This window comes from Streptomyces sp. NRRL S-87 (assembly GCF_000719335.1).
In the GTDB taxonomy this organism is placed as follows: Bacteria; Actinomycetota; Actinomycetes; order Streptomycetales; family Streptomycetaceae; genus Streptomyces.
The window spans coordinates 92022-115690 of record NZ_JOGB01000034.1; the positions used below are offsets into that span (position 1 = coordinate 92022).

At 74.5% G+C, this 23669-nt stretch carries 16 protein-coding genes and 3 pseudogenes; 10 read left to right on the forward strand and 9 right to left on the reverse strand.

The window, feature by feature from the left end; translation table 11 throughout:
* The first annotated feature begins 103 nt into the window (after positions 1-103).
* Positions 104-1042: a LysR family transcriptional regulator gene (locus IF43_RS0122135; RefSeq protein ID WP_030203419.1), complete on the forward strand. Its 939-nt coding sequence runs from the start codon at positions 104-106 to the stop codon at positions 1040-1042.
* A 134-nt stretch (positions 1043-1176) separates the two neighbouring features.
* Here the strand turns inward: IF43_RS0122135 and IF43_RS0122140 are convergent, their stop codons facing one another.
* Together IF43_RS0122140 and IF43_RS0122145 are read right to left on the reverse strand one after the other, a co-directional pair.
* Positions 1177-3921 carry a SpoIIE family protein phosphatase/ATP-binding protein gene (locus tag IF43_RS0122140; RefSeq protein ID WP_051795846.1) on the reverse strand — a complete coding sequence of 915 codons (2745 nt, stop codon included), beginning with the start codon at positions 3919-3921 and terminating at the stop codon, positions 1177-1179.
* Between the two features lie 92 nt (positions 3922-4013).
* Positions 4014-6056, reverse strand: a complete 2043-nt coding sequence (locus IF43_RS0122145; protein WP_234332444.1) for a SpoIIE family protein phosphatase — start codon at positions 6054-6056, stop codon at positions 4014-4016.
* A 442-nt stretch (positions 6057-6498) separates the two neighbouring features.
* Between IF43_RS0122145 and IF43_RS0122150 the strand changes: the two genes are divergently transcribed.
* Positions 6499-9168, forward strand: a complete 2670-nt coding sequence (locus IF43_RS0122150) for a SpoIIE family protein phosphatase/ATP-binding protein (protein ID WP_234332430.1) — start codon at positions 6499-6501, stop codon at positions 9166-9168.
* A gap of 88 nt (positions 9169-9256) precedes the next feature.
* Here IF43_RS0122150 and IF43_RS0122155 read toward each other — a convergent pair whose 3' ends face one another.
* Positions 9257-9718, reverse strand: coding sequence for an Lrp/AsnC family transcriptional regulator (locus tag IF43_RS0122155; protein ID WP_030203431.1), 462 nt, complete (start codon positions 9716-9718; stop codon positions 9257-9259).
* A gap of 161 nt (positions 9719-9879) precedes the next feature.
* On the opposite strand from IF43_RS0122155, the gene IF43_RS0122160 reads away from it, so the two are divergent.
* Both IF43_RS0122160 and IF43_RS0122165 read left to right on the forward strand, forming a co-directional pair.
* Positions 9880-10989, forward strand: a complete 1110-nt coding sequence (locus IF43_RS0122160; RefSeq protein ID WP_234332431.1) for a DMT family transporter — start codon at positions 9880-9882, stop codon at positions 10987-10989.
* 85 nt (positions 10990-11074) lie between these two features.
* The gene (locus tag IF43_RS0122165) at positions 11075-12256 is read left to right on the forward strand and encodes an aromatic amino acid transaminase (RefSeq protein ID WP_030203436.1); all 1182 of its coding nucleotides are present in this window, start codon (positions 11075-11077) and stop codon (positions 12254-12256) included.
* 28 nt (positions 12257-12284) lie between these two features.
* Here the strand turns inward: IF43_RS0122165 and IF43_RS0122170 are convergent, their stop codons facing one another.
* Positions 12285-12686 carry a DUF1992 domain-containing protein gene (locus IF43_RS0122170; RefSeq protein ID WP_030203438.1) on the reverse strand — a complete coding sequence of 134 codons (402 nt, stop codon included), beginning with the start codon at positions 12684-12686 and terminating at the stop codon, positions 12285-12287.
* A gap of 95 nt (positions 12687-12781) precedes the next feature.
* Here IF43_RS0122170 and IF43_RS0122175 point away from each other — a divergent pair, with 95 nt between their 5' ends.
* The 6 genes and pseudogenes from IF43_RS0122175 (at position 12782) to IF43_RS0122200 (ending at position 19409) form a co-directional block, all read left to right on the forward strand.
* Positions 12782-13315 (forward strand): GNAT family N-acetyltransferase, encoded by a 534-nt coding sequence (locus tag IF43_RS0122175; protein WP_030203439.1) that lies wholly within the window; start codon positions 12782-12784, stop codon positions 13313-13315.
* A 274-nt stretch (positions 13316-13589) separates the two neighbouring features.
* The gene (locus IF43_RS0122180) at positions 13590-15338 is read left to right on the forward strand and encodes a diaminopimelate decarboxylase (protein ID WP_037889499.1); all 1749 of its coding nucleotides are present in this window, start codon (positions 13590-13592) and stop codon (positions 15336-15338) included.
* Between the two features lie 5 nt (positions 15339-15343).
* A pseudogene (locus tag IF43_RS36755) lies at positions 15344-16662 on the forward strand (pyridoxal-phosphate dependent enzyme).
* Positions 16662-17927 (forward strand): aminotransferase class V-fold PLP-dependent enzyme, encoded by a 1266-nt coding sequence (locus IF43_RS0122190; protein WP_078910358.1) that lies wholly within the window; start codon positions 16662-16664, stop codon positions 17925-17927. The pseudogene IF43_RS36755 and the gene IF43_RS0122190 overlap by 1 nt, the downstream one beginning before the upstream one ends.
* 8 nt (positions 17928-17935) lie before the next feature.
* The gene (locus IF43_RS0122195; RefSeq protein ID WP_030203443.1) at positions 17936-18691 is read left to right on the forward strand and encodes a trans-aconitate 2-methyltransferase; all 756 of its coding nucleotides are present in this window, start codon (positions 17936-17938) and stop codon (positions 18689-18691) included.
* Positions 18692-18866: 175 nt separating this feature from the next.
* Entirely contained in the window at positions 18867-19409 is a 543-nt protein-coding gene (locus IF43_RS0122200) for a GNAT family N-acetyltransferase (protein ID WP_051795820.1), read from the forward strand.
* 46 nt (positions 19410-19455) lie between these two features.
* Here the strand turns inward: IF43_RS0122200 and IF43_RS0122205 are convergent, their stop codons facing one another.
* The 5 genes and pseudogenes from IF43_RS0122205 to IF43_RS0122215 form a co-directional block, all read right to left on the reverse strand.
* Positions 19456-20676, reverse strand: a complete 1221-nt coding sequence (locus IF43_RS0122205; protein ID WP_234332447.1) for a hypothetical protein — start codon at positions 20674-20676, stop codon at positions 19456-19458.
* A gap of 109 nt (positions 20677-20785) precedes the next feature.
* Positions 20786-20929: pseudogene (locus IF43_RS42930) on the reverse strand (hypothetical protein); the annotation flags it as partial.
* Positions 20914-21327 (reverse strand): annotated as a pseudogene (locus IF43_RS43740) (putative T7SS-secreted protein); the annotation flags it as partial. The pseudogenes IF43_RS42930 and IF43_RS43740, both read right to left, overlap by 16 nt.
* 154 nt (positions 21328-21481) lie before the next feature.
* On the reverse strand, positions 21482-22024 hold the full coding sequence (locus IF43_RS36760) for a hypothetical protein (protein WP_158939457.1): 543 nt from the start codon (positions 22022-22024) through the stop codon (positions 21482-21484).
* A gap of 1109 nt (positions 22025-23133) precedes the next feature.
* Positions 23134-23658: an O-acetyl-ADP-ribose deacetylase gene (locus tag IF43_RS0122215; protein ID WP_030203447.1), complete on the reverse strand. Its 525-nt coding sequence runs from the start codon at positions 23656-23658 to the stop codon at positions 23134-23136.
* Positions 23659-23669 lie beyond the last annotated feature (11 nt).

Below are 23669 nucleotides of genomic sequence, written 5' to 3' on the forward strand. Positions count from 1 at the left end.
CGCGCCGGGCCGTTGCGCCGGGATTTCGGGTGGGGCCGGCCCCCGCGAACCACCGTAGGCTCACCCCTGTCCTGCTTTCCAGTGCAACCTTTGCAAGGGAGACATGCGCGTGACGCATTCCAGGCTCGACCTGAACCTCCTCGTCGCCCTCGACGTGCTGCTGGAGGAGTCCAGCGTGTCCGGCGCGGCCGAGCGGCTGCACCTGTCCGAGCCCGCGATGAGCCGCACCCTGGGCCGGATCCGCAAGGCGCTGGGTGATCCGGTACTGGTCCGGGCGGGCCGCAGCATGGTGCCCACCCCGCGCGCCCTCGCCCTGCACGCGGAGGTCCGCGAGGTGGTGGAGCGGGCCCGGGCGGTGTTCGTGTCCGGCGGCGAGGTGGACCTGCGCGGGCTGGAGCGCACGTTCACCGTGCTCGGCCACGACGCACTGGCGGCCTCGTTCGGGGCGCGGCTCTTCGCGCGCACCCGGCGCGAGGCGCCGGGGGTACGGCTGCGCTTCCTCTCGGAGACGCACGTCGACGTGCCCGCGCTGCGCGAGGGCACCGCGGACCTCGAACTCGGCGTCATCGACGCCCGGTCGCCCGAGGTGCGGTCCGAAGCACTGCGCGAGGAGCGGATGCTGGGCGTGGTACGGGCCGGACACCCCCTGCTGCGCGGCCGGTTGACCCCGCGCCGACTGGCGGCGGCCGATCACCTCAACGTCTCCCGGCGGGGCCGCCTGACCGGACCGATGGACCGGGCGCTGGCCGAACTGGGTCTGTCCCGGCGGGTGGTGGGGACGGTGGGCTCGTTCCCGGCGTCACTGTTCGTGCTGCGCGACACCGATCTGGTCGGGCTGCTCACCGGGAGCGCCACGCCGCTCGCCGAGGCCCTGGGGCTCGTCGTGTTCGACGTACCGCTGGAACTGCCCCCCATGTACTTCGGGCTGGCCTGGCACCCCCGGCACGACGCCGACCCGGCGCACCGCTGGCTGCGCGGCTGTGCGCGGGAGCTGCTGACGGACGGGGGCCGGGGTGAGGGGGTGAAGGGGGGTGAGGGGTGAGGGGGGAGCGGCGGCTGCTCGGGCAGGGAGGGCGGGGCGGGAGCGGGCGCGCGGGCGGGGGTGGGGGGTGGCTTCGCGGGCCCGCCCCGACGCCGTCACGCCCCCGAGGCCCCGGACCACCACCAGAGCAGCCCTCAGTCGAACTCCTCCAACCCGTCCACCCCGTCCAACCCCTCCAGATCCACCATCGGCACAGCTGCCGGCAGCTCCGCCGCCGTCAACGGCAGCTCCGCCCAGATGACCTTCCCCCGCTCCGTGTAACGCGTGCCCCAGCGCTCCGCGAACTGGGCCACCAGGAACAACCCGCGCCCGCCCTCGTCCGTGGTGGCCGCGTACCGCAGGTGCGGGGAGGTGCTGCTGCTGTCGGACACCTCGCAGATCAGGGTGCGGTCGCGCAGGAGGCGGACCCGGACGGGCTGGCCGCCGTACCGGATGGCGTTGGTGACGAGCTCGCTGAGGATCAGCTCGGTGGTGAAGGCGATCTCGTCCAGGTCCCACGCGGAGAGCCGGGCCGCGGCCCGGGTACGCACCCGGGCCACCTCGGCCGGCTCGGGCAGCACGTCCCACTCGGCGACCCGGTCCGCCTCCAGCAGCCGGGTACGGGCGACCAACAGCGCGATGTCGTCGTCGCCCGGCTCCGGTGCGAGCAGGGCGTCCAGGACGTCGCCGCAGGTCTCCTCCGGCGTGCGGCTGGTCCGGGAGAGGGCGCCGCGCAGCAGGTCCAGGCCGGCGTCGAGGTCGCGGGTGCGGTTCTCCAGCAGGCCGTCGGTGAAGAGCACCAGCCGGCTGCCCTCGGGCAGGTGCAGCTCACCGGCCTCGAACGGCATGCCGCCCAGCCCCAGCGGCAGCCCGGCGGGCAGGTCGGGGAAGTCCACGGAGCCGTCGGGGTGCACCACGGCGGGGCCGGGGTGGCCGGCCCGGGCGAGCACGCACCGGCCGGAGGCCGGATCGTAGACGGCGTACAGGCAGGTGGCGCCGGTGATGGCCAGCGCACCGGGGGCGGGCGTCCCGGGTTCCGCCCCGTCCGGGTCGTCCTCGGCCCGCGCCCCGGCGCTCTCGTACTGGTCGATCCGGCCGACCAGGTCGTCCAGGTGCCCGAGCAGTTCCTCGGGCGGCAGGTCGAGGGTCGAGAAGTTGTGCACGGCCGTGCGCAGCCGGCCCATGGTCGCGGCCGCGTGCAGGCCGTGCCCGACCACGTCGCCCACCACCAGCGCCACCCGCGCCCCCGGCAGCGGGATGACGTCGAACCAGTCGCCGCCCACCCCCGCGAGGGCCGGCAGGTACCGGTACGCCACCTCCACCGCGGTCTGCTCGGGCAGGCCCCGGGGCAGCAGGCTGCGCTGCAGGGTGAGGGCCATGGTGTGCTCGCGGGTGTAGCGGCGGGCGTTGTCCACGGCGACGGCCGCCCGCGCGGCCAGCTCCTCGGCGAAGGACTGGTCCTCCTCCTCGAAGGGGCCGGAATCGCCGGCCCGCCAGAAGTTGGCCATGCCCAGGACCACGCCGCGGGCCTGCAGCGGCACCGAGATCAGGGAGTGGATGCCGTAGGCGAGGGTCTCCCGCGCCCCCGGCGGGTCCTGGAGCCGCCAGCCGTGGGCGGTGGTGAGGTCCGCCTCCAGCACCGCGCGGCCGCTCTCCAGGGCGGCGGCCATGGGCGTGGTCGGGACCACGAACCGGATCAGGTCGCCGACGGGCTGCAGCGGCTGGTCGTCGCGGACCCCGCCCATCGCGGCGCGCCGCATCTCGGTGTGGACCCCGGTGGGCTCCTCGCCGTGCAGCACCGGGTCGAGCAGTTCGACGGTGACGAAGTCGGCGAACCTCGGTACGGCCACCTCGGTGAGCTCCTCGGCCGTCCTGACGACGTCGAGGGTGGTGCCGATCCGCACCCCGGCCTCGTACAGCAGCTGGAGCCGGCCGCGGGCCACCTCGGCCCGGCCGGAGAGGGCCGCCAGCTCGGTGGTGTCGCGCAGGGTCATGACGGTGCCGGTGTGGCGGCCGTGGCTGCCGTCGGTGGTCGGCCGGACGTTGACCGCGAGCAGCCGGTCGCCGGCCAGGTGCACCTCGTCGGTGGCGGTGCGCCCGGAGGCGAGCAGCTCGGCGATGCCGGGGTCGAGGCCCATCTCGGTGACGTGCCGCTGCTCGGCGTCCTTGGGCACGTTCAGCAGCCGCCGGGCCTCGTCGTTGGCGAGCAGCAGCCGGCGGTCGGCGTCGACGATGAGGACGCCCTCGCGGACGGCGTGCAGGACGGCCTCGTGGTGCTCGTTCATACGGGTCATCTCGACCGGGCCGAGGCCGTGGGTCTGCCGGCGCAGCCGCCGGCTGACGAGCGCGGAGCCGACGATGGCCAGGCCCAGGGCGCCGGCCGCCGCGCCGAGCAGGACGGGCAGCTGGTCGCCGACCGCGTCGGAGACGTTGCGCACCTCGATGCCGGTGCCGACCAGTGCGATGACCTGGCCGCCCGTGTCCCGTACGGGAACCACGGCCCGGACGGCGTCGCTGGGCTTGCCCTCGAAGAGCTCGGTGAAGGGCTCCCCGTTCACCGCCCGGGACAGGTCGCCCTTGGCCCGCTGGCCGATCAGGTCGGGCTCGGAGTCGGTGTAGCGGACGCCGTCCTTGGTCATGACCGCGATGAAGTCGACGCCGGCTGCCTTCCGGGCCGCCTCGGCGCGGCCCTGGAGGACGGCGGTGGGGTCCCGGGACTCGAGGGCCGACTCGAGGCCGGGGGCGTTGGCGAAGGCCTCGGCGGCGGCCAGCGACCGGTGCCGGGCGTCGCGGAGGCCGTCGTAGCGGGCCTGGAGGACCAGGGCGAGCACGGCGGCGGCGATGAGCACCAGCGCGATCAGCGCCTCGAGCGCGAAGACCTGCCCGGAGACGCTGCCCAGCGTGCTGCGGGCCCGGGAGCCCTCGCCGGGCGCCGGACGGGGGCGCCGGTGCGGGGTGTGGCGGCCGGTCGGTCGACGGTCCGCGGGGCCGGTCACCGCTCGCCCCTCCCCGGGCCGGGGGACCCGGTCGGCAGGTGGCGGGCCCGGACGATGAGGAGGGCCACGTCGTCGGGGTCGCCGGGGCTGCGCAGGTCGCGCAGCAGCCGGTCGCAGGTGGCCTCGAGCGGGCGGTCCGGGTCGTCCAGCAGGTCGACCAGCGCCTGGAGCCGCTCGTCGATGGGGTCGTGCCGGGTCTCGACGAGGCCGTCGGTGTAGAGGACGAGCTGGTCACCGGTGCGGAAGGACACGGTGGTGGTCTCGAACGGGATGCCGCCGACGCCGAGCGGGGCTCCGGTGGGCAGTTCGATCAGCTCGGCGGGGCCTTCGGCGTGCACGAGTGCGGGTGGCATGTGGCCCGCGTTGGCGATCCGGCACAGCCCGCGGACGGGGTCGTGGACGACGTACAGGCAGGTGGCCAGGTAGTGCTCCAGGCCCTCGGTGATGCGGTCGAGGTGGCGCAGGACGTCGGCGGGTTCGAGGTCGAGGTCGGCGAAGGCCCGGGTGGCGGTGCGCAGCCGGCCCATGGTGGCCGCCGCGTCGAGGCCGCTGCCCATGACGTCGCCCACCACCAGGGCGGTCTTGTCGCCGGCCAGCGGGATGACGTCGTACCAGTCGCCGCCGACCTCGTTGGAGGCCTGGGCGGGCTGGTAGCGGGAGGCCAGTTCGAGCGCGGCCGGGTGCGAGGGGGCGGCCGGCAGCAGGCTGCGCTGGAGGGTGACGGCGGAGTTGCGCACGCTCTGGTACCAGCGGGCGTTGTCGATGCTGACGGCGGCCCGGGCGGCCAGCTCCCCGGCGAGCACGACGTCGTCGTCGTCGAAGGGCAGCGGGTTGCGGGCCCGGATGAGGCCGAGGGTGCCGAGCACCTCGCCGCGGGCGATCAGCGGGACCGCGAGGTACGAGTGGACGCCCGCCCGCGCCAGCAGGTCGGCGGCCTCGGCGTTGCGGGCGATCCGGGCCAGGTCGGCGGCCCCGGCGTGGGCGACGAGGACCGGGCGGCCGGTGTGCACGCAGCGGGTGACGATGCGGTCGGCCCCGTACATGGCGAGCTCGCCCTCGCGGTCGGGGGCGAACTCGGCCTCGGTGGGGTACGCCGCCTTGACCGCGAGGGCGCGGAACAGCTCGGGCCCGCTGTCCGGGCCGCCCAGGCGGCGCAGGGACAGCACGGAGTCCAGGACGTCGACGGTGGTGATGTCGGCGAGCTCGGGGACGGTGACGTCGGCGAGCTCGTGGGCGGTCCGGTCGACCTCCAGGGTGGTGCCGACCCGGGCGGAGGCGTCGGCGATCAGGGCCAGCCGCCGGCGGGCCCGGTCGGCCTCGAGGGCGGCACGGTGCCGTTCGGTGACGTCGACGACCGAGATCGCCACGCCCAGCACCCGCTCCTGGCGGCCCTCCAACCGGTAGAAGGACACCGACCAGGCGTGCTCGCTGCCCGGGTCGGCGGGGGTGCGGCCGACGGCGTACTGGTCGAGCAGCGGGCGGCCGGTCTCGAGGACCTGGCGCAGGGCGGCCTCGATGGTCTCGACGTCGAGGAAGGGCAGGGTCTCGCGGACGTGCCGGCCGAGGTGGTCGGCGGCCGGGATGCCGTTGATGCGCTCCAGGGCCGGGTTGACCAGGACGTACCGCAGCTCGGTGTCCATGAGGGCGAGGCCGATGGGCGACTGCGAGACGAGCTGCTCGGACAGGGCGAGGTCGGTCTCGACGCGGCGTACGGTCTGGTGGTCGGCCGCGATGCCGAGCGCGTAGACGTCGCCCATGCCGTCGAGCAGACGCATGTTGCGGAATTCGACCAGACGGGTGGTGCCGTCCTTGTGGCGGACGGGGAACGCGCCGGCCCAGCTGTCGCCCTGCTCCAGCACGGTGGCGAAGAGGCGCAGGACGAACGGGAAGTTCTCCTCGTGGACCAGCAGGCGGGCCGCGAACCGGCCGAGGGCCTCGCCGGGGGTGTAGCCGAAGAGGTCCTCGGCCTGCGGGCTCCAGAAGACGATGCGGCCGTCGGAGTCGAGGACCACGGCGGCGATGCCGAGGATGTCCAGCAGGCCGCTGGGGTGCTTCGCCTCGGTGCTGGGCCGCCGGTCGCCGCCGGGGCCGCCCTCGTCGGCCGCGGGTGCCCTGCCGGCCCGTGCGGAAACGCCGTCGGCCCGCACGGCACCGCTGTCGTCCGGCGCGGGACCGCCGGCTTCCGGCGCAGGACCGCTCGCGGCCTGCGCGGGACCGCTGTCCCGTGCGGTACCGCCGTCGGTCGGTACGCGGTCGTCCCGGCCGGCCGCTCCGCGGGAGGCTTCGCCCGTCACGAAATCACACTATCCGGGTCGTCCGCGCGCGGCGCTCCGCGAGCGTTCACAGGGAGCGGTGCTACAAAGGGTGGGTGACCGATTGGGTGACCGATCCCTTCCGCCTGTGCCGGGTCCTTCGGTGCGGTCACTGAGCGCGCGCCGCCGGTCGCGGGACGGTTCCCCCAGGGCGGCTCGCCAGCGCAGCGTGGCCGGACAGGTGTTCGTCCTGCAGGTGGCGGTCGTGGCCCTGCTCGCCGCGGGCGCCGTGCTGGCGCTCGTGCTCCAGGCGCGCCACGACAGCGACCGGGAGGCCCGCACCCGTTCGGTGGCGGTGGCCCAGACCTTCGCCCACTCCCTGGGGCTGCGCCCGGCGCTGCGCACCTCCGATCCGTCCAAGATCCTCCAGCCGCTGACCGAGGCCACCCGCAAGGTCGCCGGGGTGGACTTCATCGTGATCATGGACACCCACGGCATCCGCTACACCCATCCGCACCCCGACCTGATCGGCAAACGGTTCGTCGGCACCATCGAGCCGTCGCTGGACGGCAAGGTGTACACCGAGAGCGTCCAGGGGCCGCTGGGCCGGGAGATCCAGGCGACGGTGCCGGTCAAGGACGTGGACGGCAAGGTGGTGGCGCTGGTCTCCTCGGGCCTGACCGTCAAGAACGTCACCGGCGTCGCCGGCCGCCAGCTCCCCGTCATCCTCGGCGCTGCCGCGGCGGGCATGGGGCTGGCGACCGTCGGCACCGCCCTGATCAGCCGCCGGCTGAGCCGCCAGACGCACGGTCTGGGTCCCCTCGAGATGACGAAGATGTACGAGCACCACGACGCGGTGCTGCACTCCGTCCGCGAGGGCGTGCTGATCACCGACGGCGAGGGCACGCTGCTGCTGGCCAACGACGAGGCGAAGCGGCTCCTCGGGCTGCCGCCGGACCCCGAGGGGCGGCCCGTCGCCGAGCTCCCGGGCCTGTACGGGCCGCTGGCCGGACTGCTGCTGTCCGGCCGGGAGGCCACCGACGAGATGTACGAGGCGGGCGACCGGCTCCTCGTGATCAACCAGCGGGCCACCGTACGCGGCCCGGGCGGCCGGACCGACGGGGTGGCGGTCACGATCCGCGACTCGACCGAGATGCGGGTGCTGAGCACCCGCGCCGAGGCGGCCCGCCGCCGGCTGAAGCTCCTGTACGACGTGGGGCTCGGCGTCGGCACCACCCTGGACGTGGCGCAGACGGCCCAGGAGCTGGCCGACGTGGCCGTACCCCGCTTCTCGGACTTCGTGACCGTGGACCTCGCCGAGGCGGTGCTGCGCGGCGACGAGCCCGCCGCCACGATGCCGGAGATGCGCCGTACCGCCGTGGCCGGCATCCGCGACGACGCCCCGCTCTACGAGCGGGGGCGGCTGATCGGCTTCCTGCCCTCGACCCCGCAGGCGCGCGGGTTCAGCAGCGGACGGGCCGAGCTGATGCCGGACCTGGCGCAGGCCCCCGGCTGGTTCGCCCAGGACCCGCCGCGGGCCCAGGCGATCATCGACTACGGCATCCACTCCCTGATCACCGCGCCGCTCAAGGCCCGCGGGGCGGTGCTGGGCATCGTGAACTTCTGGCGTTCGGAGAAGCCCGAGCCCTTCGACGACGACGACCTGTCGCTGGCGGAGGAGCTGGTCGCCCGCGCCGGGGTGACCATCGACAACGCCCGCCGCTACACCCGCGAGCACGCCCTGGCCGTCACCCTCCAGCGCAGCCTGCTGCCCAGGGACCTGCCCGAGACGAGCGCCGTGGAGGTGGCGCACCACTACCTGCCGGCCCAGTCCGGGGTCGGCGGTGACTGGTTCGACGTGATCCCGCTGCCCGGCAGCCGGGTGGCGCTGGTCGTCGGTGACGTGGTCGGCCACGGCCTGCACGCGGCCGCGACCATGGGCCGGCTGCGCACGGCGGTGCACAACTTCTCGGCCCTGGACCTGCCCCCGGACGAGCTGCTGGCCCGGCTGGACGACCTGGTCCAGCGCATCGACCAGGTGGAGGAGCCCGGCGAGGGGGCCACCGATCCGGCCGCCGGACTCGACAGCCCGACCCGGGGCCTGGCCGGCGGCCTGACCGGGGCGACGTGCCTGTACGCCGTCTACGACCCGGTGTCGCGGCGGTGCGTGCTGTCCCGGGCGGGCCACCTGCCACCGGTGCTGGTGTACCCCGACGGCTCCGCGCACCTGCCGGACCTGCCGGCCGGCGCCCCGCTGGGGCTGGGCGGGTTCCCGTTCGAGACGGCGGAACTGGAGCTCCCCGAGGGCAGCCGGCTGGTGCTGTACACCGACGGCCTGGTCGAGGACCGGGCCCGCGACATCGACGAGGGGCTGGCGATGCTGTCGGCGGCCGCGGCGCACTCCGGTACGAGCCCGGACGAGACGTGCACGGCCGTGCTGGACGCGCTGCTGCCGGCCCGGCCGCGGGACGACGTGGCGGTCCTGGTGGCCCGCACCCGCACGCTGGGGGCGGACCGGGTCGCGGAGTGGGACGTGCCGCACGAGCCGAGCTCGGTGGGCGACATCCGGGCCAAGGCCGCGGCGAAGCTCGCGGAGTGGGGGCTGTCGGCCCTGGAGTTCGGCACCGAGCTGGTGCTGAGCGAACTCGTCACGAACGCGATCCGGCACGGCTCGGCGCCGGTCCGGGTCCGACTGCTCCGCGACCGGGTCCTGACCTGCGAGGTCTTCGACGGCAGCGGCACGTCCCCGCACCTGCGGTACGCGGCGTCGATGGACGAGGGCGGCCGCGGGCTGTTCCTCGTGGCGCAGCTGAGCCTGCGGTGGGGCGTCCGCTACACCGCCGACGGCAAGATCATCTGGTCGGAGCAGGCCCTTCCGGAGCCGGACGGCGAGGGGTGACGGCGGCACCGGGCCGAGGCCCCCGGCTCCGAGGAGTCGCGGGCCTCATGCACCGGGGACCCGGTCTCGGGGGTCCGGCGTCGGGGCCTCAGGCGTGGGGGGCGGGGTAGATGCGCGACTGCTTGACGCTGCCGAAGGCGAAGCTGGACTCGATCGAGGCGATGCCGGGAATGGCGTGGATGCGGTGCCGGACCAGGGCCTCGTACGCCTCCAGGCTCTCGATCACGACGCGCAGCAGGTAGTCGCTGCTGCCGGCCATCAGGTAGCAGTCCTGGATGTGCTCGATGCGGGCGACGTGCTCCTCGAAGACGCGGACCGTGTCCCCCGTATGCCTTTCCAGCCGTATCCGGACGAAGACCGTGATGGGCAGGCCGAAGGCGGACTGGTCGACCATGGCCGTGTAGCCACGTATCAGGCCCGCCTCCTCCAGCCGCCGGACGCGGCGCAGGCAGGGCGACGGGGAGAGCCGGACCCGGTCGGCCAGCTCCTGGTTGGAGAGCCGGCCGTCGGCCTGCAGCTCGCGGATGATCTGCAGATCGATGGCGTCCATGACCACTCCTGAGCGCTTCGCACCGTTCTCCGGGCATTCCTTGGCAGATTCTGCCCTCAAGCTACGTCTGGGAGGCAGAACTGGCAATCGGCTGCTCCGATGATCGGTCTAGCGTTGCGGTGTGGCCGGATCCGGCCCCTTGAGGCGGGAGGAGCCACCCCTTGGTCAGCGTCAGCAGCGTGGCGGGCGCGTCGCGTGACGGCGCCGGTCCGGCGGTCGTCGACGGTCCGGCGGTCACCGACGGCCCGGCGGTCACCGACGGCCCGGTGGTCACCGACGGCCCGGCGACGGCGGTGGTGGACGGTCCGGCGGCGGTCGCGGGCGGTCCGGCGGTACCGGACGCCGACCCGGCGGGGGTCGCCCCCGCCGGGCGTCGCGGTCGCCTCTCCCCCCAGGCTCAGGGCGTCGCCGCGCTGGCCCTGACCGTGCTGATCTGGGCCGCCTTCGCGCTCAGCGCCCGGGCCCTGAGCACCTCGTCCCTGAAGCCGGCCGACGCGGCGCTGCTGCGCTTCGGCGTCCCGCTCGTCGTCCTGGCCCATGCCCTGTGGCGGCGGCGCCGGCAGTTCGCCGCGGTCCGCCCGGCGGCCGCCGCCAAGATCGTGTGCGGCGCCGGCGTGCCCTTCTTCCTGGCCGCGATGTACGGCGGCTCCCTGACCTCGGCGGCCTTCGTCGGCGCCATCGTGCCCGGCATGGTCCCGCTGTTCGTGTCCGCGCTGATGGTCGCCGCCGGCCGGGGCCTGCCCCGGGGCGGCCAGGCGGTCGGCCTGGGCCTGATCGCGCTCGGCGTGGTCGCCCTGGTGTGGCGGTACGTCCTCCCCCTGAACGGCCACGTGCTGGCCGGCTCCGGCATCCTGCTGGTGGCCAGCGGCCTGTGGGCCCTGTACACGGTGGGGCTCAAGGAGGTCACCCTCGACCCCGTCGGGTCGATCGGGCTGCTGTGCCTGCCCTCGCTCGCCGTGATGGCGCTGCTGGTGCTGACGGGCGTGCTGCCCACGGGCCTGGCGACCGCCGCCGGCTCCGACATCGCGCTGTTCCTGGTGGTCCAGGGGCTCGGGGTGGGCCTGTGCGCGGGCCTGCTGTACGCCTTCGCCATCCGGCGCCTGGGCGCGGAGCGCAGCTCCGTCGGCGGCAGTCTCAGCCCGGTGCTGGTGGTACTGCTCGCCGTGCCGCTGCTGGGCGAGTCGCCGACCGCCGCCGTGCTGGCCGGTGTACCGATGATCGCCGCGGGGGTGGCCCTGGCCAACCGCCGCCCCCGCCCCGCCACCGCCTGACCGCCGGCAACCCGCCCCGCGACCCCCAGGCGGCGGCCCCCGCCCCGCTCCCGTTCCCGTCCCCGCTCCCCCGAGGTTGCCGCAGATGCTCGAGCTTCTCCTCCCGCCGCCCGTCGACCCGCTGTGGGACCTGACCGAGGCCTACGGCCTCGACCCGCGGCCCGAGCGGCTCAACCTGGTGCTCGGCGTGTACCGCGACCAGACGGGCGACACCCCGGTCATGGCGGCCGTGCGGGAGGCCGAGCTGCGCCTGGCGGAGCGGTCCGCCTCGAAGGAGTACCGCGGGCTCTCCGGGAACCTCGCCTTCAACCGCGCGATGCTCTCGCTGGTCCTGGGCTCCGGCCCGGCGGCCGAGCGCGCGGTGGCCGTCCAGACCGTGGCCGGCAGCGGCGCCCTGCGGCTGCTGGCGGACCTGGTCTGCCGGACCCGCCCGGGCACCACGGTGTGGATCAGCGACCCGGCGTACGTCAACCACCGGCCGATCCTCGAGGCCGCCGGGCTCACCGTGCGCACGTACGGCTGGGTGGACGCGCGGGGCCGGGCCGACACCGCCGCGATGCTGCGGGACCTGGCCCGGGCGCGCCGCGACGACGTCGTCCTGCTCCAGGGCTGCTGCCACAACCCCACCGGCGCGGACCCGTCCGCGGAGGCCTGGGCCGCGCTGGCCGAGCTGGCGGGCCGCAACGGCTGGGTGCCGTTCGTCGACCTCGCGTACCACGGGCTCGGCGACGGGCTGGAGGCGGACCTGGCGGCGACCAGGCTGCTGGCGGACCGGGTGCCGGAGCTGCTCATCGCGATCAGCTGCTCCAAGAACTTCGGCCTCTACAACGACCGCACCGGCTGCGCGATCGTCGTCGGCGGCTCCCGGCAGTCGGCCCGGCACGCCGAGGCCGCGCTGCAGAACGCGGCGCGCACCCTGTACTCGATGCCGCCCGAGCACGGCGCGGCCGTCGTGACGGCCGTCCTGGAGGACCCGGGTCTGCGCGCGCTCTGGCTGGCCGAACTGGACGGCATGCGGGGGCGGATCGAGTCCAACCGGACCGAACTGGCGGCCCGGCTCACGGCGTTGGGTCACACCGAGGAGGCCGCGACCCTGGCGCAGCAGAAGGGCATGTTCTCGATGCTGCCCCTCACGCCCCGCCAGATGGTGCGGCTGCGCGACGAGTTCGCCATCTACGGCACGACCACGGGGCGCATCAACATCGCCGGCCTGCCGACGGACCGGGTCGACTGCGTGGCCCGGGGCATAGCGGGCGTCCTGACCTGAGGCGCCCGGGCACGGTGGTCGACCGCGTTCAGCCGTCGCGGGCGGCCCGCCAGGCCCGTACCTCCGCCTCCACGTCGAACTCGGTCAGGCGCAGGGGCGGGCCCGGCGGCGGCCGGCGAAGGGCCGCGCGGATCTTCTCGTTGACCTCCGCCAGGACCTCCCGCACCCGCCGCTCGGTCCGGGCCGCGCGCGCCGCCTCGCGCGCGTCCTCCGCCTCCTTGCGCAGGGCCAGCGCGGGCGGGAGCACGCCGAAGCCCTCGCGGTGCATCTTCTCCCTGATCCACCACATCTCGTCGTACGGGGCCTCCAGCGAGGCGAGCGGCTTGCCGTATCCCGGGAGGTCCTCGAAGGCGCCCTTCTCGGCCGCCTCGCGGATCTGCCGCTCCACCCAGGTCTCGAAGCCGACGCCCGGCGGCTTGCGCTCGGTCACGGTGCCTCCTCGCTCCGTCCCACGGATCCAACGTACCTCGCCGCCGGCCGGTGCCGCGGAGCCCGGGCGGGCGGGCGTTCTGGGACGCTGGGGCCATGCACGCGCAGCAGTTCACCAGCGCCGGCTCCGTCCCGGCCGCCGTCCCGAGGGAGCTGGCCGCCTGTTGGGCGGACGTCCTCAACGCCGGGGGCGCCGTGGTCGCCCACAGCCTGCCGATGCCTCCCGTCACCGCCGCCCAGGTGGCCCCCACCGTGGCGGAGCTGGTCGCGGGGCTGGGCCCCGAGCGGTGTCGGCTGCTGGTGGCGCGCCGTGCCGGGGAGCTCGCGGGCTGGCTGGTCGTACGCCGGGATCCGCACCCGCTGGTGGCCCACTGCGGGGTGGTCAACCACGTCCAGACCCATCCGCGGTTCCGCGGCCTGGGTGTCGGCGCAGGCCTCATGACGCGCGCCGCCGAGCTGGCCCGTACCGAGATGGGGCTCGAACGGCTCCAGCTGAGCGCACGGTCCGGGTGCGGGTTGGAGGGGTTCTACCGCCGGCTGGGCTGGGTGGAGGTCGGGCGCTGGCCGGGGGCGCTGCGGGTGGCACCCGGGGACGACCGCGACGACGTCCTGATGAGCCTGGTCCTCTGACCCGTCCCGGCCCGCTTCCCACCCCCCCTCCCACCCCCGTACGCGCGAACGGCCCCACCCGCCACGCGGGTTACGGCGGCCCGCGCCCGTCCGCCCCCCGTGCACCCGTGCCCCCTGGAGGTACCGCACGAAGCGAGCGATGATGGCCGGAGCCGTACGGATGATCGCGGATCACGGGGCCGCTGCCCGGGGTCCGCACCGGTGGCCCGCACCCGCGGTCCGCGCCCGCCGTCGGCCCGCATCGTCGGTACTCCGTCGAGAGGGGACGGCCTGCATGAGCGACGCCCCGCTGTACCTGGAGCCCCGGCTCACCCCGGTCCCGGCGGCCCTGCTGCGCTCCGGGGCGTTCCTGCACTCCCTCGTCGAGGCCCTGGGGTCACCGCTCAACGTCGTGCTGCCGGGGGAGATCGGGCGGAACGCCGCCGCCTTCGGCGCCGTGCTGCGCCGCCACCGGCTGACGGGCCGGATCTTCCTCGCCCACAAGACCACCGGCTCCAGCAGCCTGCTGCGCCACCTCGCGGCGACGGAGAGCGCACCGGACGCCGGACCGGACACCGACCCCGCCCCCGGACCAGGAACGGGACCGGGACCGGGACCGGGACCGGCACCGGGGCCCGGCTCCCCGCCCGGGTCCCGCCGCGGCGCCGGCCCGGCGACCGCCGCCACCGGTCTGGACGCCGCCTCGCTGGAGGAGCTGCAGCACGCCCTCGGCGCCGGCTTCACCCCCGACCGGATCGTGGCGACCGGCCCGAAGGACCCCGCGTTCCTCTGGCTCGCCGCCCGCTCCGGCGTGACGCTGGGCGCCGACGGGCCCGGTGAGCTGGAGCGCGCGGCCCGCCTGGTGCGCAGGTACGGACTCCCCCGCCTGCGCGTCCTGGTGCGGCTCTCGGAGTTCGAGACGACGGGGCCCCGCACCCTGTCCCGGCGCAGCCGCTTCGGCACCTCGGTCAAGGCGCTCGGGTCCCTGCTGGACCTGCTGGACAGGGAGCGGGACGCCCTGGACCCGGTCGGCGTCGGCTACCACCTCGACACCACGAGCCAGGACGAGAAGGCGGTGGCGCTGGAGGGCTGCCTGCGGGCCCTGGAGGAGCTGCGGTTACGGGACTTCCGGCCCCGCGCCGTGGACGTGGGCGGCGGCTTCGGCATCAGCTACCTGGCCCACGCCGCCCAGTGGGAGCGCTACACCACCGCCCTGACCGACGCCGCCCTGGGCCGCCGGCCGCCGCTCACCTGGGGCGGGCACGGCTACGGGCTGCGCGCGGAGAACGGCACCCTCAAGGGGGCGCTCGCGCTGTACCCCGCGCACCGCTCCGCCGCCGGAGCGTCCTACCTCGACGAGTTGCTGTCCCACCCGGCGCCCTCCCTGGGTCGTCCGCTGGGCACGCTGTTGCTGGAGAGCCTGTGCGACCTGTACGCCGAGCCCGGCCGGGCCCTGGCCGACCAGTGCGGGTTCACCCTCGGCCGGGTGCTGGAGGTGCGTACCGACGGCGCGGGTCCGCCGTGGGTACGCCTGGCGCTGAACGCGGGGGACGTCGGTCTGGAGGACCACGGCGTCCTGGTCGACCCGGTTCTGGTCCCGCGCGGACGGACCCCGTCCGCCCCGGTGGCCCCGTCCGGCCCGGCGGACCGGGCCGACCGGGCCGACCGGACCGCCCCGGCAGGACCGCCCGTGGGCGTCCACCTCATGGGCAACCTCTGCCTGGAGGCCGACCTGATCACCCGCCGGACCGTCTTCCTGCCCCGGCTGCCGCGCCCCGGCGACCTCCTCGCCTTCCCCAACACCGCCGCCTACTGCATGGACTTCACCGCCACCCGGGCCCAACGGCAGCCCGTGGCGCGCAAGGTCGCGGTCACACCCGCCCGGGGCCACGGGGGAACGGACGACTGGGGTACCGGCGACAGGGGAACGGACAGCGGAGGAACGGACGACGGAGGAGCGGACGACCGGGGCGGGAAGGAGGGCGGAGCCTGGCGCTGGTGCCTCGACGAGCAGTACTGGCCGACCACGGAGACGGGGGTTTGAAGGGCGTGAGGTACGACAGCATCACCGAGGCCATCGGCAACACCCCGCTGGTGCGCATCGATCCGCGGGTGCACGGACTGAGGAACATCGACCTCTACGCCAAGCTGGAGATGCTCAACCCCTTCGGCTCGCTCAAGGACCGCGCCGCCTGGAACATGGTGCGGGACCGGCTCGCCGGCGCCGCGGACCGCGGCGAGACGGTGGTCGAGCTGTCGAGCGGCAACACCGCCAAGGCCCTCGCGCTGATCGCCGGCCTGCACGGGCTGCCGTTCAAGAGCGTGACGAACCGCATGCGGGTGCCCGAGATCAAGGACCTGCTGCTCCTGCTCGGCGCCGAGATCGAGGAGCTGCCCGGGCAGAGCGAGTGCCTCGACCCGACCGACACGGCCGATCCGCTGACCGTGTTCCACCAGCGGCTCGGCGAACCCGGCAGCGTCCACCTGCACACCGACCAGTACTTCAACCCGCTCAACGCCGACGCCCACGCGGCGGGTACCGGGCCGGAGATCATCGCGGACCTGGACGGCCGGGCCCCCGACTACCTCGTCGCCTGCGTGGGCACCGCCGGATCCTCGTCGGGGGTGGCCCGCGCGCTGCGCGCCCACGACCCTGGGGTGCGTGTGATCGGCCTGGTCGGCGGGAAGGCGGACTTCATCCCGGGTATCCGCACCACGGACGAGGTGCGGGAGGTGGGCCTGTTCGACCCGTCGGTGTACGACGCGATCGAGTCGGTGGGTTCGGACGAGGCGCTGGACGGCATGCTGGTGCTGCTGCGCCGGTGCGGACTGCTGTCCGGGCCGACCGGCGGAGCCCCTACTTCGGCGCGGTGCGGCATCTCCGCGCGGTGGACGCGGAGTTGACCGAACGCCGGACGGCCGTGTTCGTGGTGTGCGACCGGACGGAGAGCTACCTGAGCTACGTACGGGCGCGCCGGCCCGAGCTGCTCGGGCGGCCGGCCGTCCGGAACTCCGTGGCCACCGTCACCGCGGCCGAGCTGGCCGCCGCGAGGACGATGGAGGTCGACGAGGCGCGCAAGTGGACCGAGTCGGGGCAGCCGCTGGTGGTCGACCTGCGCGGTCCGTTCGCGTACGGGGCGCTGCACATCGACGGCTCGCTGAACATCGTCGACGAGCTGTTCGCCGAACTCGTGCGGGGCGGCCTGCCGTTCAGCTCCAGCCGACCGGTGCTGCTGGCCTGTCCCGTCGGGGAGCAGTCGTTGCGGTACGCCGCCCTCCTCACCCGCATGGGCCATCCGGACGTGCGCAGCCTCGCGGGCGGCATCGTCGCCTGGCGGGACGCCGGCGCGCCGCTGGTGCGCGACTGATGGCCGACCCGACGACCGGGCCGACGATCGCCCCCGTACCCGGTCCACGCGCCGAACTGGCCGCTCTGGCCGCGTGGCAGCGGCCGTTGCGCGCCCAGTTCCCGATCGTGGCGGCGGCCGACGGGGAAGCGGGGCCCCCGACCGGGATGCCGGGCCCCGCCTACCTGGACAGCGCCGCGACCGCGCAGAAGCCGCGGGCCGTGCTGGACGCCGTACACGCGTACCTGACCACCTCCAACGCGAACTCCGGCCGCGGCTCCTACCCGTGGGCGAACGCCACGACCGCTCTGGTGGCTGCCACTCGCGACCGCGTCAAGCGGTTCCTCGGCGACCCCGATCCGGAGCGTTCCACCGTGCACTTCACCAGCGGCACCTCGGAGGGCCTGCGCACCGTGGCCCGGGACTGGCTGCCGGACCTGCTCGCGGACGGCGACGAGATCGTCGTCCCGTACGGCGACCACCAGGCGAACCTGGTGCCGTGGTGGGAGGCCCGCGACCTGCTGGCCCGGCAGGGGGTGCGGATCACCGTGCACGAGCTGCCCTGCCAGGCGGGGTCCGGCGACTACGACCCGGTGGCGCTCGGCCGGATCGTCGGGCCCCGCACCCGGTTCGTGGCCGCCACGCACGTGCACCACGTCTACGGCGCCGACATGAACGTGCACCGCATCCGCGAGGTGGTCGGCCCGGACGTGGTGATCTGCCTGGACGCGGCGCAGAGCGTGGGCCACCAGCCGGTGTCCCTGGCCGCTCTGGACGTGGACTTCCTGGTGTTCTCCGGACACAAGGCCCTCGCCCTGCCGGGGACGGGGGCGGTGTGGGCGCGGGGCCGGCGCGGACCCGCGTTCCGTCCCGGCGGCTGGCCCGGCACGCCCAACACCGCGGGCATCGCGAGCCTGGCGGCCGCCCTGGACTGGCTGGCGGACGCCGACGTCGGGCGGATCGCCCGCTGGACGACCGCGCTGACGGCCGTGCTGACCGACGGCCTGAGCCGGCTGCCGGCGTACGAGGTGCTCGGCTGCACGACCAGTCTGGCGGCGGACTCGCCCGTGCAGCGGCGGGGCAGCATCGTCACGTTCCGGCACCACGGGATCGGCTCGCAGGACCTGGGGTTCGTGCTGTTCAGCGACGGCTTCATGGTGCGCTCCGACGACCACTGCCAGGCCGGGCGGAGTGTACGGGAGGGGTCGGTGCGCGTCAGCCTCCACGTGTACAACACACTCGAAGAGGTGGAGAAGTTGCTGGAGTCCCTCGCCAAGCTGCAATGATTTTCACTATGCAGGTGAGTGCGGTGACGGCCGGGCACTGGGTGGAGCGCTGGGAGTGCCAGCAGCAGCGGTACGCGGTCGACCGGGAGGAGCGGTTCACGGTCATCGCGGACGTCGTGGAGCGCATCGCGCTGGACCGCCCCGCTCCGCTCGTGCTCGACCTCGGCAGCGGACCGGGGGCCCTGGCCGCGCGCCTGGCCGACCGGCTGCCCGGGGCCGAGGTGCTGGCGGTGGACGCCGATCCCCTGCTGCTGGAACTGGGCCGGGCCCACTACGGCGACCGCGTACGGTACGTACGGGCGCTGATCGGCGCGCCCGGCTGGCTGGCCGAACTCGAGCTGGACCGCCCGGTGGACGCGGTGGTGTCCGCCACGGCGCTGCACTACCTGAGCGAGTCCGCGCTGCGCGGGGTGTACCGGGAGCTGGCCGGGCGGCTGAGGCCCGGCGGGGTCCTCGTCAACGGCGACCACATCGGGCCGGACTCCGCGTTCCTGCGCGAGCTGGCCCTGGACATCGGCCGCCGCCACGCCGAGCGCAACCTGTCCTTCACCCACGAGGACTGGCAGTCCTGGTGGTCCGGCGCGGCCGCGGACCCGGAGCTGGCGCCGTTCCTGAGCCGCGACACCGACTCCGCACACCCGCCGTGCGAGGGCAACGACCTGTCCGTCTCGGCCCACGTCGCCCTGCTCCGCGAGGCCGGCTTCCGGCACGTCGGGACGGTCTGGCAGTACGGCAACAGCCGCGTCCTGACCGCCTTCCGCTGAGCCGCGTCCGGCCCGCCGGTCCCCCCGCACCCGCCCTCGTCGCGGTCGGGGGCGGGACGGGAACGGGACGGGGGTGGGGGCGGGGGCGGGCACAACGGCGGGAGGCCGGGAGGCATTCCGGCGGGAAGCGGACAGCCACTTGCCCGGGGGCCGCGTGGCGGACGATGCTCGCGGTATGGATCTCCCTGCACAGCAGCCGCCGCACGTCATCACGGTCGACGACACGCTCGTCCTCCGCCGTTTCGAAGGCGAGGCGGACCTCCCGGAGCTGCACCGGGTCATCGACGAGTCCCTCGACCACCTGCGGCCGTGGCTGGACTGGGCCGCGGACCACAGCCCGGCGCGCACCGCCGAGTTCCTCGCGGCGCGGGACGAACGCTGGGAGGCGGGCGAGGAGTTCGCGTACGCCGTCGTGCTCGACGGCGCGCTCGTCGGGGCCTGCGGGCTGTACCGGCACGAGGACACGCCCGCCGACGCGTTCGAGATCGGCTACTGGCTCCACCCCGCCGCCACGGGCCGGGGCGTGGCCGTCCGGGCCGCGCGCGCCCTGACCGGGGTCGGCTTCCGGCTGCCCGGCGTCGAGCAGCTCCTCGTCGTCCACGAGCCCGGCAACCACGCCAGCGCCGCGATCCCGCCGCGCCTGGGCTTCACCGAGCGTGCCCCGCTGCACGACGGGGGCACGGAGTTCCGCGTCTGGGGACTGGACCGCACGCCGTAGGCCCCGCCGGTGGCGTCACCCGGGCGCCGGGATCCTGCGGCCGGCGTCAGACCCCGCCCTGCAGACGGACGGCGGGGGCGGCGAACGCGAGGGTGGCGGCGGTGAACGCCAGCGACCGGTGGGGGCCGACGACCGATACCGCGAGCCGGCCGTCCGGGAGCGGCTCGAGGGAGACCTCGCGCCGCTCGTCGGCGAGCAGCCCGCGCACGCGCAGTCCCGCCACGCCGCCGAACACCAGCGAGAAGACAAACGTGTTGTACGGAACGTCCACGTGCTGACGGCGCCGGACGGCGTGGTGCGGGAGGCGACCCGGCCGGACGGGGAGTCCGGCGCGGTCGGTACGGATGCGGGTGGTCCCGCCGAGCGCGTCGGTGACGGAGGTGAGGTGGCCGTGCTCGTCGTAGGTGCAGCAGGTGGTCGCGCCCGCGGGGTTGGTGAGGGTCAGGCGGTTGCCGCGTTCGTCGTACGTGTGGCGCCAGGTGGTGCGGTCGGCCCTGGTCTGCAGCTCCGGCCGACCCTGGTCGTCGTACCGGGTGGTGAGTTCGGAGCCGTCGGGCCGGACCACGCCTGTCAGCCGGCCGTACTCGTCCCGGTGGAACCGGGTGGTGCGCCCGAGCGGGTCGGTGCGGGAGGCGAGCCGGTCCCGGTGGTCGTACGCGGAGCGGGTGACCGCCCCCGTCGCGCCGGTCTCGGACACGATCCGGCAGCGCCCGTCGACGGCGTAGCGGCGGACCTGGCCGGCGGCCGTGGTGGTGGTCGTGACGCGGTGGCCCGTGGCCGGGTCGGTGGGGCCGTAGGAGATGGTCAGGGCGTAGTGACCGGCCGCGCCGCCTTCCGCCGTGCACCGGTCCTCGTCGTCGTAGGCGTAGTCGTAGCGGCTGCCGTTGGTGTCGGTCCAGGAGGTGATCCGGGCCCGGTCGTCGTACTCGAAACGCAGGGGCAGGCCGGAGGAGTTCACCACCTCGGTGAGGTGACCGTCGGTGTAGCCGTAGTCGAGGAGGCGACCGCCGCCGGCCAGGGAGAGGGCGGTGACCCGGCCCTCGGAGGTCTCCAGCAGCAGGTGGTAGCCGCCGCTGTGGCGGACGCCGGTGGGGGTGCCCGCGTGGTCGTACTCGAACTGTGCGAAGTTGCCGTTGCGGTCGGTGATCTGCTCGATCCGTCCGTCCGCGTCGAAGTGCCGGACCTGTCCCGTCTCCGGGTCGGTGAGGGTGTAGTCGCCGTCGGGGGTCCGGGCCAGGGGTCGGCGCGGGCCCCTGGCCGCGTACACCGGGAGGCCGGGGGCCGGGTGGGGGTAGGGGAGGATCAGTCCGTCCTCGGTGGACGAGGACGACCCCTTCGGCGTCGATCTCCAGGTGCTGGTCGACGGTGCTGGCCCAGGTGGGGCCGAACCAGCGGCCGGCGCGGTAGCCGGACTCCGCGCGCCGGGTGAAGACCAGCGGCAGGGTGCCGGGCAGACGGTGTCCGCGAACGACGTCAGGGCGCCGGCCGCCTTCTCGAATGCGTCGGCGGCCTTGAACCACTTCGGCGGCTGCTTCGCGGACGCCTCCCCGAACGCCCGCGCCGACTCGCCCTTGATGGCGGAGGGGTCCAGGCCCTTGAGCCCGCTGCCCACCTGGTCGAAGTGCGTCTGGAGGCCGGACAGGCTCTTCGCCGCGCCCCGGATCGCCGACACGCTGCCGTAGACCAGCTTCTTCGGGTCGTCGGTCTCGTCGAGCTCCAACTCGGCGACGTCCGCGCCCATCTGGTTGGCCAGCGAACGGCTCTTCTCGCGCAGCCAGTCGGCCCCGCTGTCCCAACCCGCCTTCTCCACCAGGTCCGCGGACTTGTCGCCCAGCCACTCGGCGCCGTCGCCGAGGCCCTCGACCAGGTCCTCGCCCGCGTCCTCCACCACGTCGGGCACGAAATCGCGCCACCCCATCGGCAGCCGGCCCCTTCGTACCCGTCGCCGTCCAGCGGATCTTCACCGTATCCCGCTGCTCGCACAACCCGGCCACAGGGGTGCGCGGCTCATGCGCCCGGCGCCGGATCCGTCAGGGGTGGGGCCGCGGGGACGCCGCCCCACCCCTGGGGGGTCAGCTCATCAGCGGGGAGCCGTTGAGGTTCCAGGTGACGGGGCCCTTGTTGTCGCCGGCGACGTCGTACACGGCGGTGGCGTCGCCCGACCACTGCTTGCCGTGGTCGAGTGCGGTGGCCGGCGTCACGCAGCCGACCTCCGCGTTCGGGTTGCTCTCGAGGGCCTTGTTGATGTCCTCGGCGAAGTCACAGGTCTTGCTGGTGACCACGGTGTCGGCGCCGCCCGGGAAGCGGCTCTCCAGACGCACGGTCACCTTGAAGGAGGTGAACCGCTTGCTGGTGAGGTCGGACTGGCCGTCGTTGGGGCCGACCTTCCAGCGGAAGCGGAAGGAACCGCGGACCTTGTCGCCGGGGAGGGCCTCGACGCAGGTGGGGATGCCCACCCACGTCTCGGGGATGGCACCGGACATCGCGATGATCCTGCTGTTGTCCTTCGTGGTGCACGTCTCCGCGGCAGCGGCGGGCTGCGCGGTGGCCAGGATCCCGCAGAAGGAAACGGCGGTCGCGGCGAGCGCGGTGGCGCGCATGCTTGTCTGATTCATGATCATCTCCAGATTGGTGGTGGTCGACCGGAGTCGAAGAGGTGGAAGGGCGGAGCAGCGGGCGACGGCCGCAGCCTTCGGCCACCGGGCCGCCGGGTCGTTCGGCTGCCGGGCCGCCGGGCTGATCTCGCTCGGGAGGACTGGGCGCATCCGCGCCGGGAGTCCGGGACGGGCCCGACCGGTGCGGGTCCGACCCGTGCGGGTCCGTCGCCGATGAGTGGGGCCGCTCGCCCCTACGTTCACAACAGCCGGCGGGCGACGCGGAGAACGGGTCTCCGGGCCATGACGGCATGTCACGCCTCGGGCTCGACCCTCCCGGATTTCCGGGAAGGGGGAATGGTCACGACACCCCCGAGCGAAGCCGTCTGCAAAAGACCATACACATGATTTCCGGCTCCGTGGCCCCGGCCGTCTCCGCCCCCGGGCATTCGAAATGCGTGTGACGTAGATCGCCCCACCAGTCCGGACCAAGATCGTCTTGACTGGTCCCCGTATGTCCGGTTCGCCGGGTTCCAAAGGTGCTCTAATGGGCCAAGTCGCCGCGGGAGGTCCTGACCAGACTTCGCCGCACACGAGGAATTGCGACAGACCAAGTACCGCGCACTTCGGGGGAGTTCCGGCCGCGGCACTGGCGCATCCGGGGGGATGTCGAATCGCCGCACGCGTGCTGCGAAACCAGTGCCCAGCGGCGTCTTCGCGACGCCAGGCGACACCCTGCCCTGCCATGCTCCGGGCCGTCGGCCCGCCCATGGGAGTGCGCCCAAAAGGGGGCTGAAAAACCATGAAGACCACCGGATCCCGCCTTGCCCTGGCGACGGTGTCCGCCCTTGCGGCGACCGTGCCGAGTCAAGAAAGACGCGGCTTCGGCGAAGAACCTGAATTCCGCCTACAGGGCCGACGTCTACCGCAACAGCGGCTCCAAGGACGCCGTCGACGACGTGGGCCGGGGCCGGAACCCGAACCACCCGAAGAACAACGACGCTTCCTTCGCACGGCGGGGGTCTGGCAATGTCCCCTTCCCGGACGCCGCGGTGGATTCCCGGCCGGGCCGTCGGTCACGACGGCGGCCCGGCCGGGGGGTCACCCGGACCCGGACGACGCGGGGGCCGTCACCCGGTGTCCGAGGAGCCGATCCGTTCGGCGAACGCCTGGTACGCCTGCTCGTCGAAGAGGACGAACCTGACCTCCTCGACGTCGGTCGCGGCGCTCCGCACCGCCTCCACGGCGATGCGGGCGGCATCCGCCATCGGCCACCCGTAGGCACCGGTCGAGACGGCCGGGAAGGCGACCGTCCGCGCTCCCAGTTCGTCGGCGACCCTCAGCGACTCGCGGTAGCAGGAGGCCAGCAGCGACGGGTCGGCTCCGGCAGCCCCGTACACCGGACCGACCGTGTGGATGACCCAGCGGGCGGGCAGCCGGCCGGCGGTGGTGGCCACGGCCCGGCCGGTGGGCAGGCCCTTTCCGTACTGGGAGGCGCGCAGGTCGCGGCAGGCGGCCAGGATCTCGGGCCCGCCGCGGCGGTGGATCGCGCCGTCGACTCCGCCGCCGCCCAGCAGGGAGGAGTTGGCGGCGTTGACCACCGCGTCGACGTCCTGCTCCGTGATGTCGCCCCGGACCAGCGTCAGCCTCGTCATCCGTCCGTCCC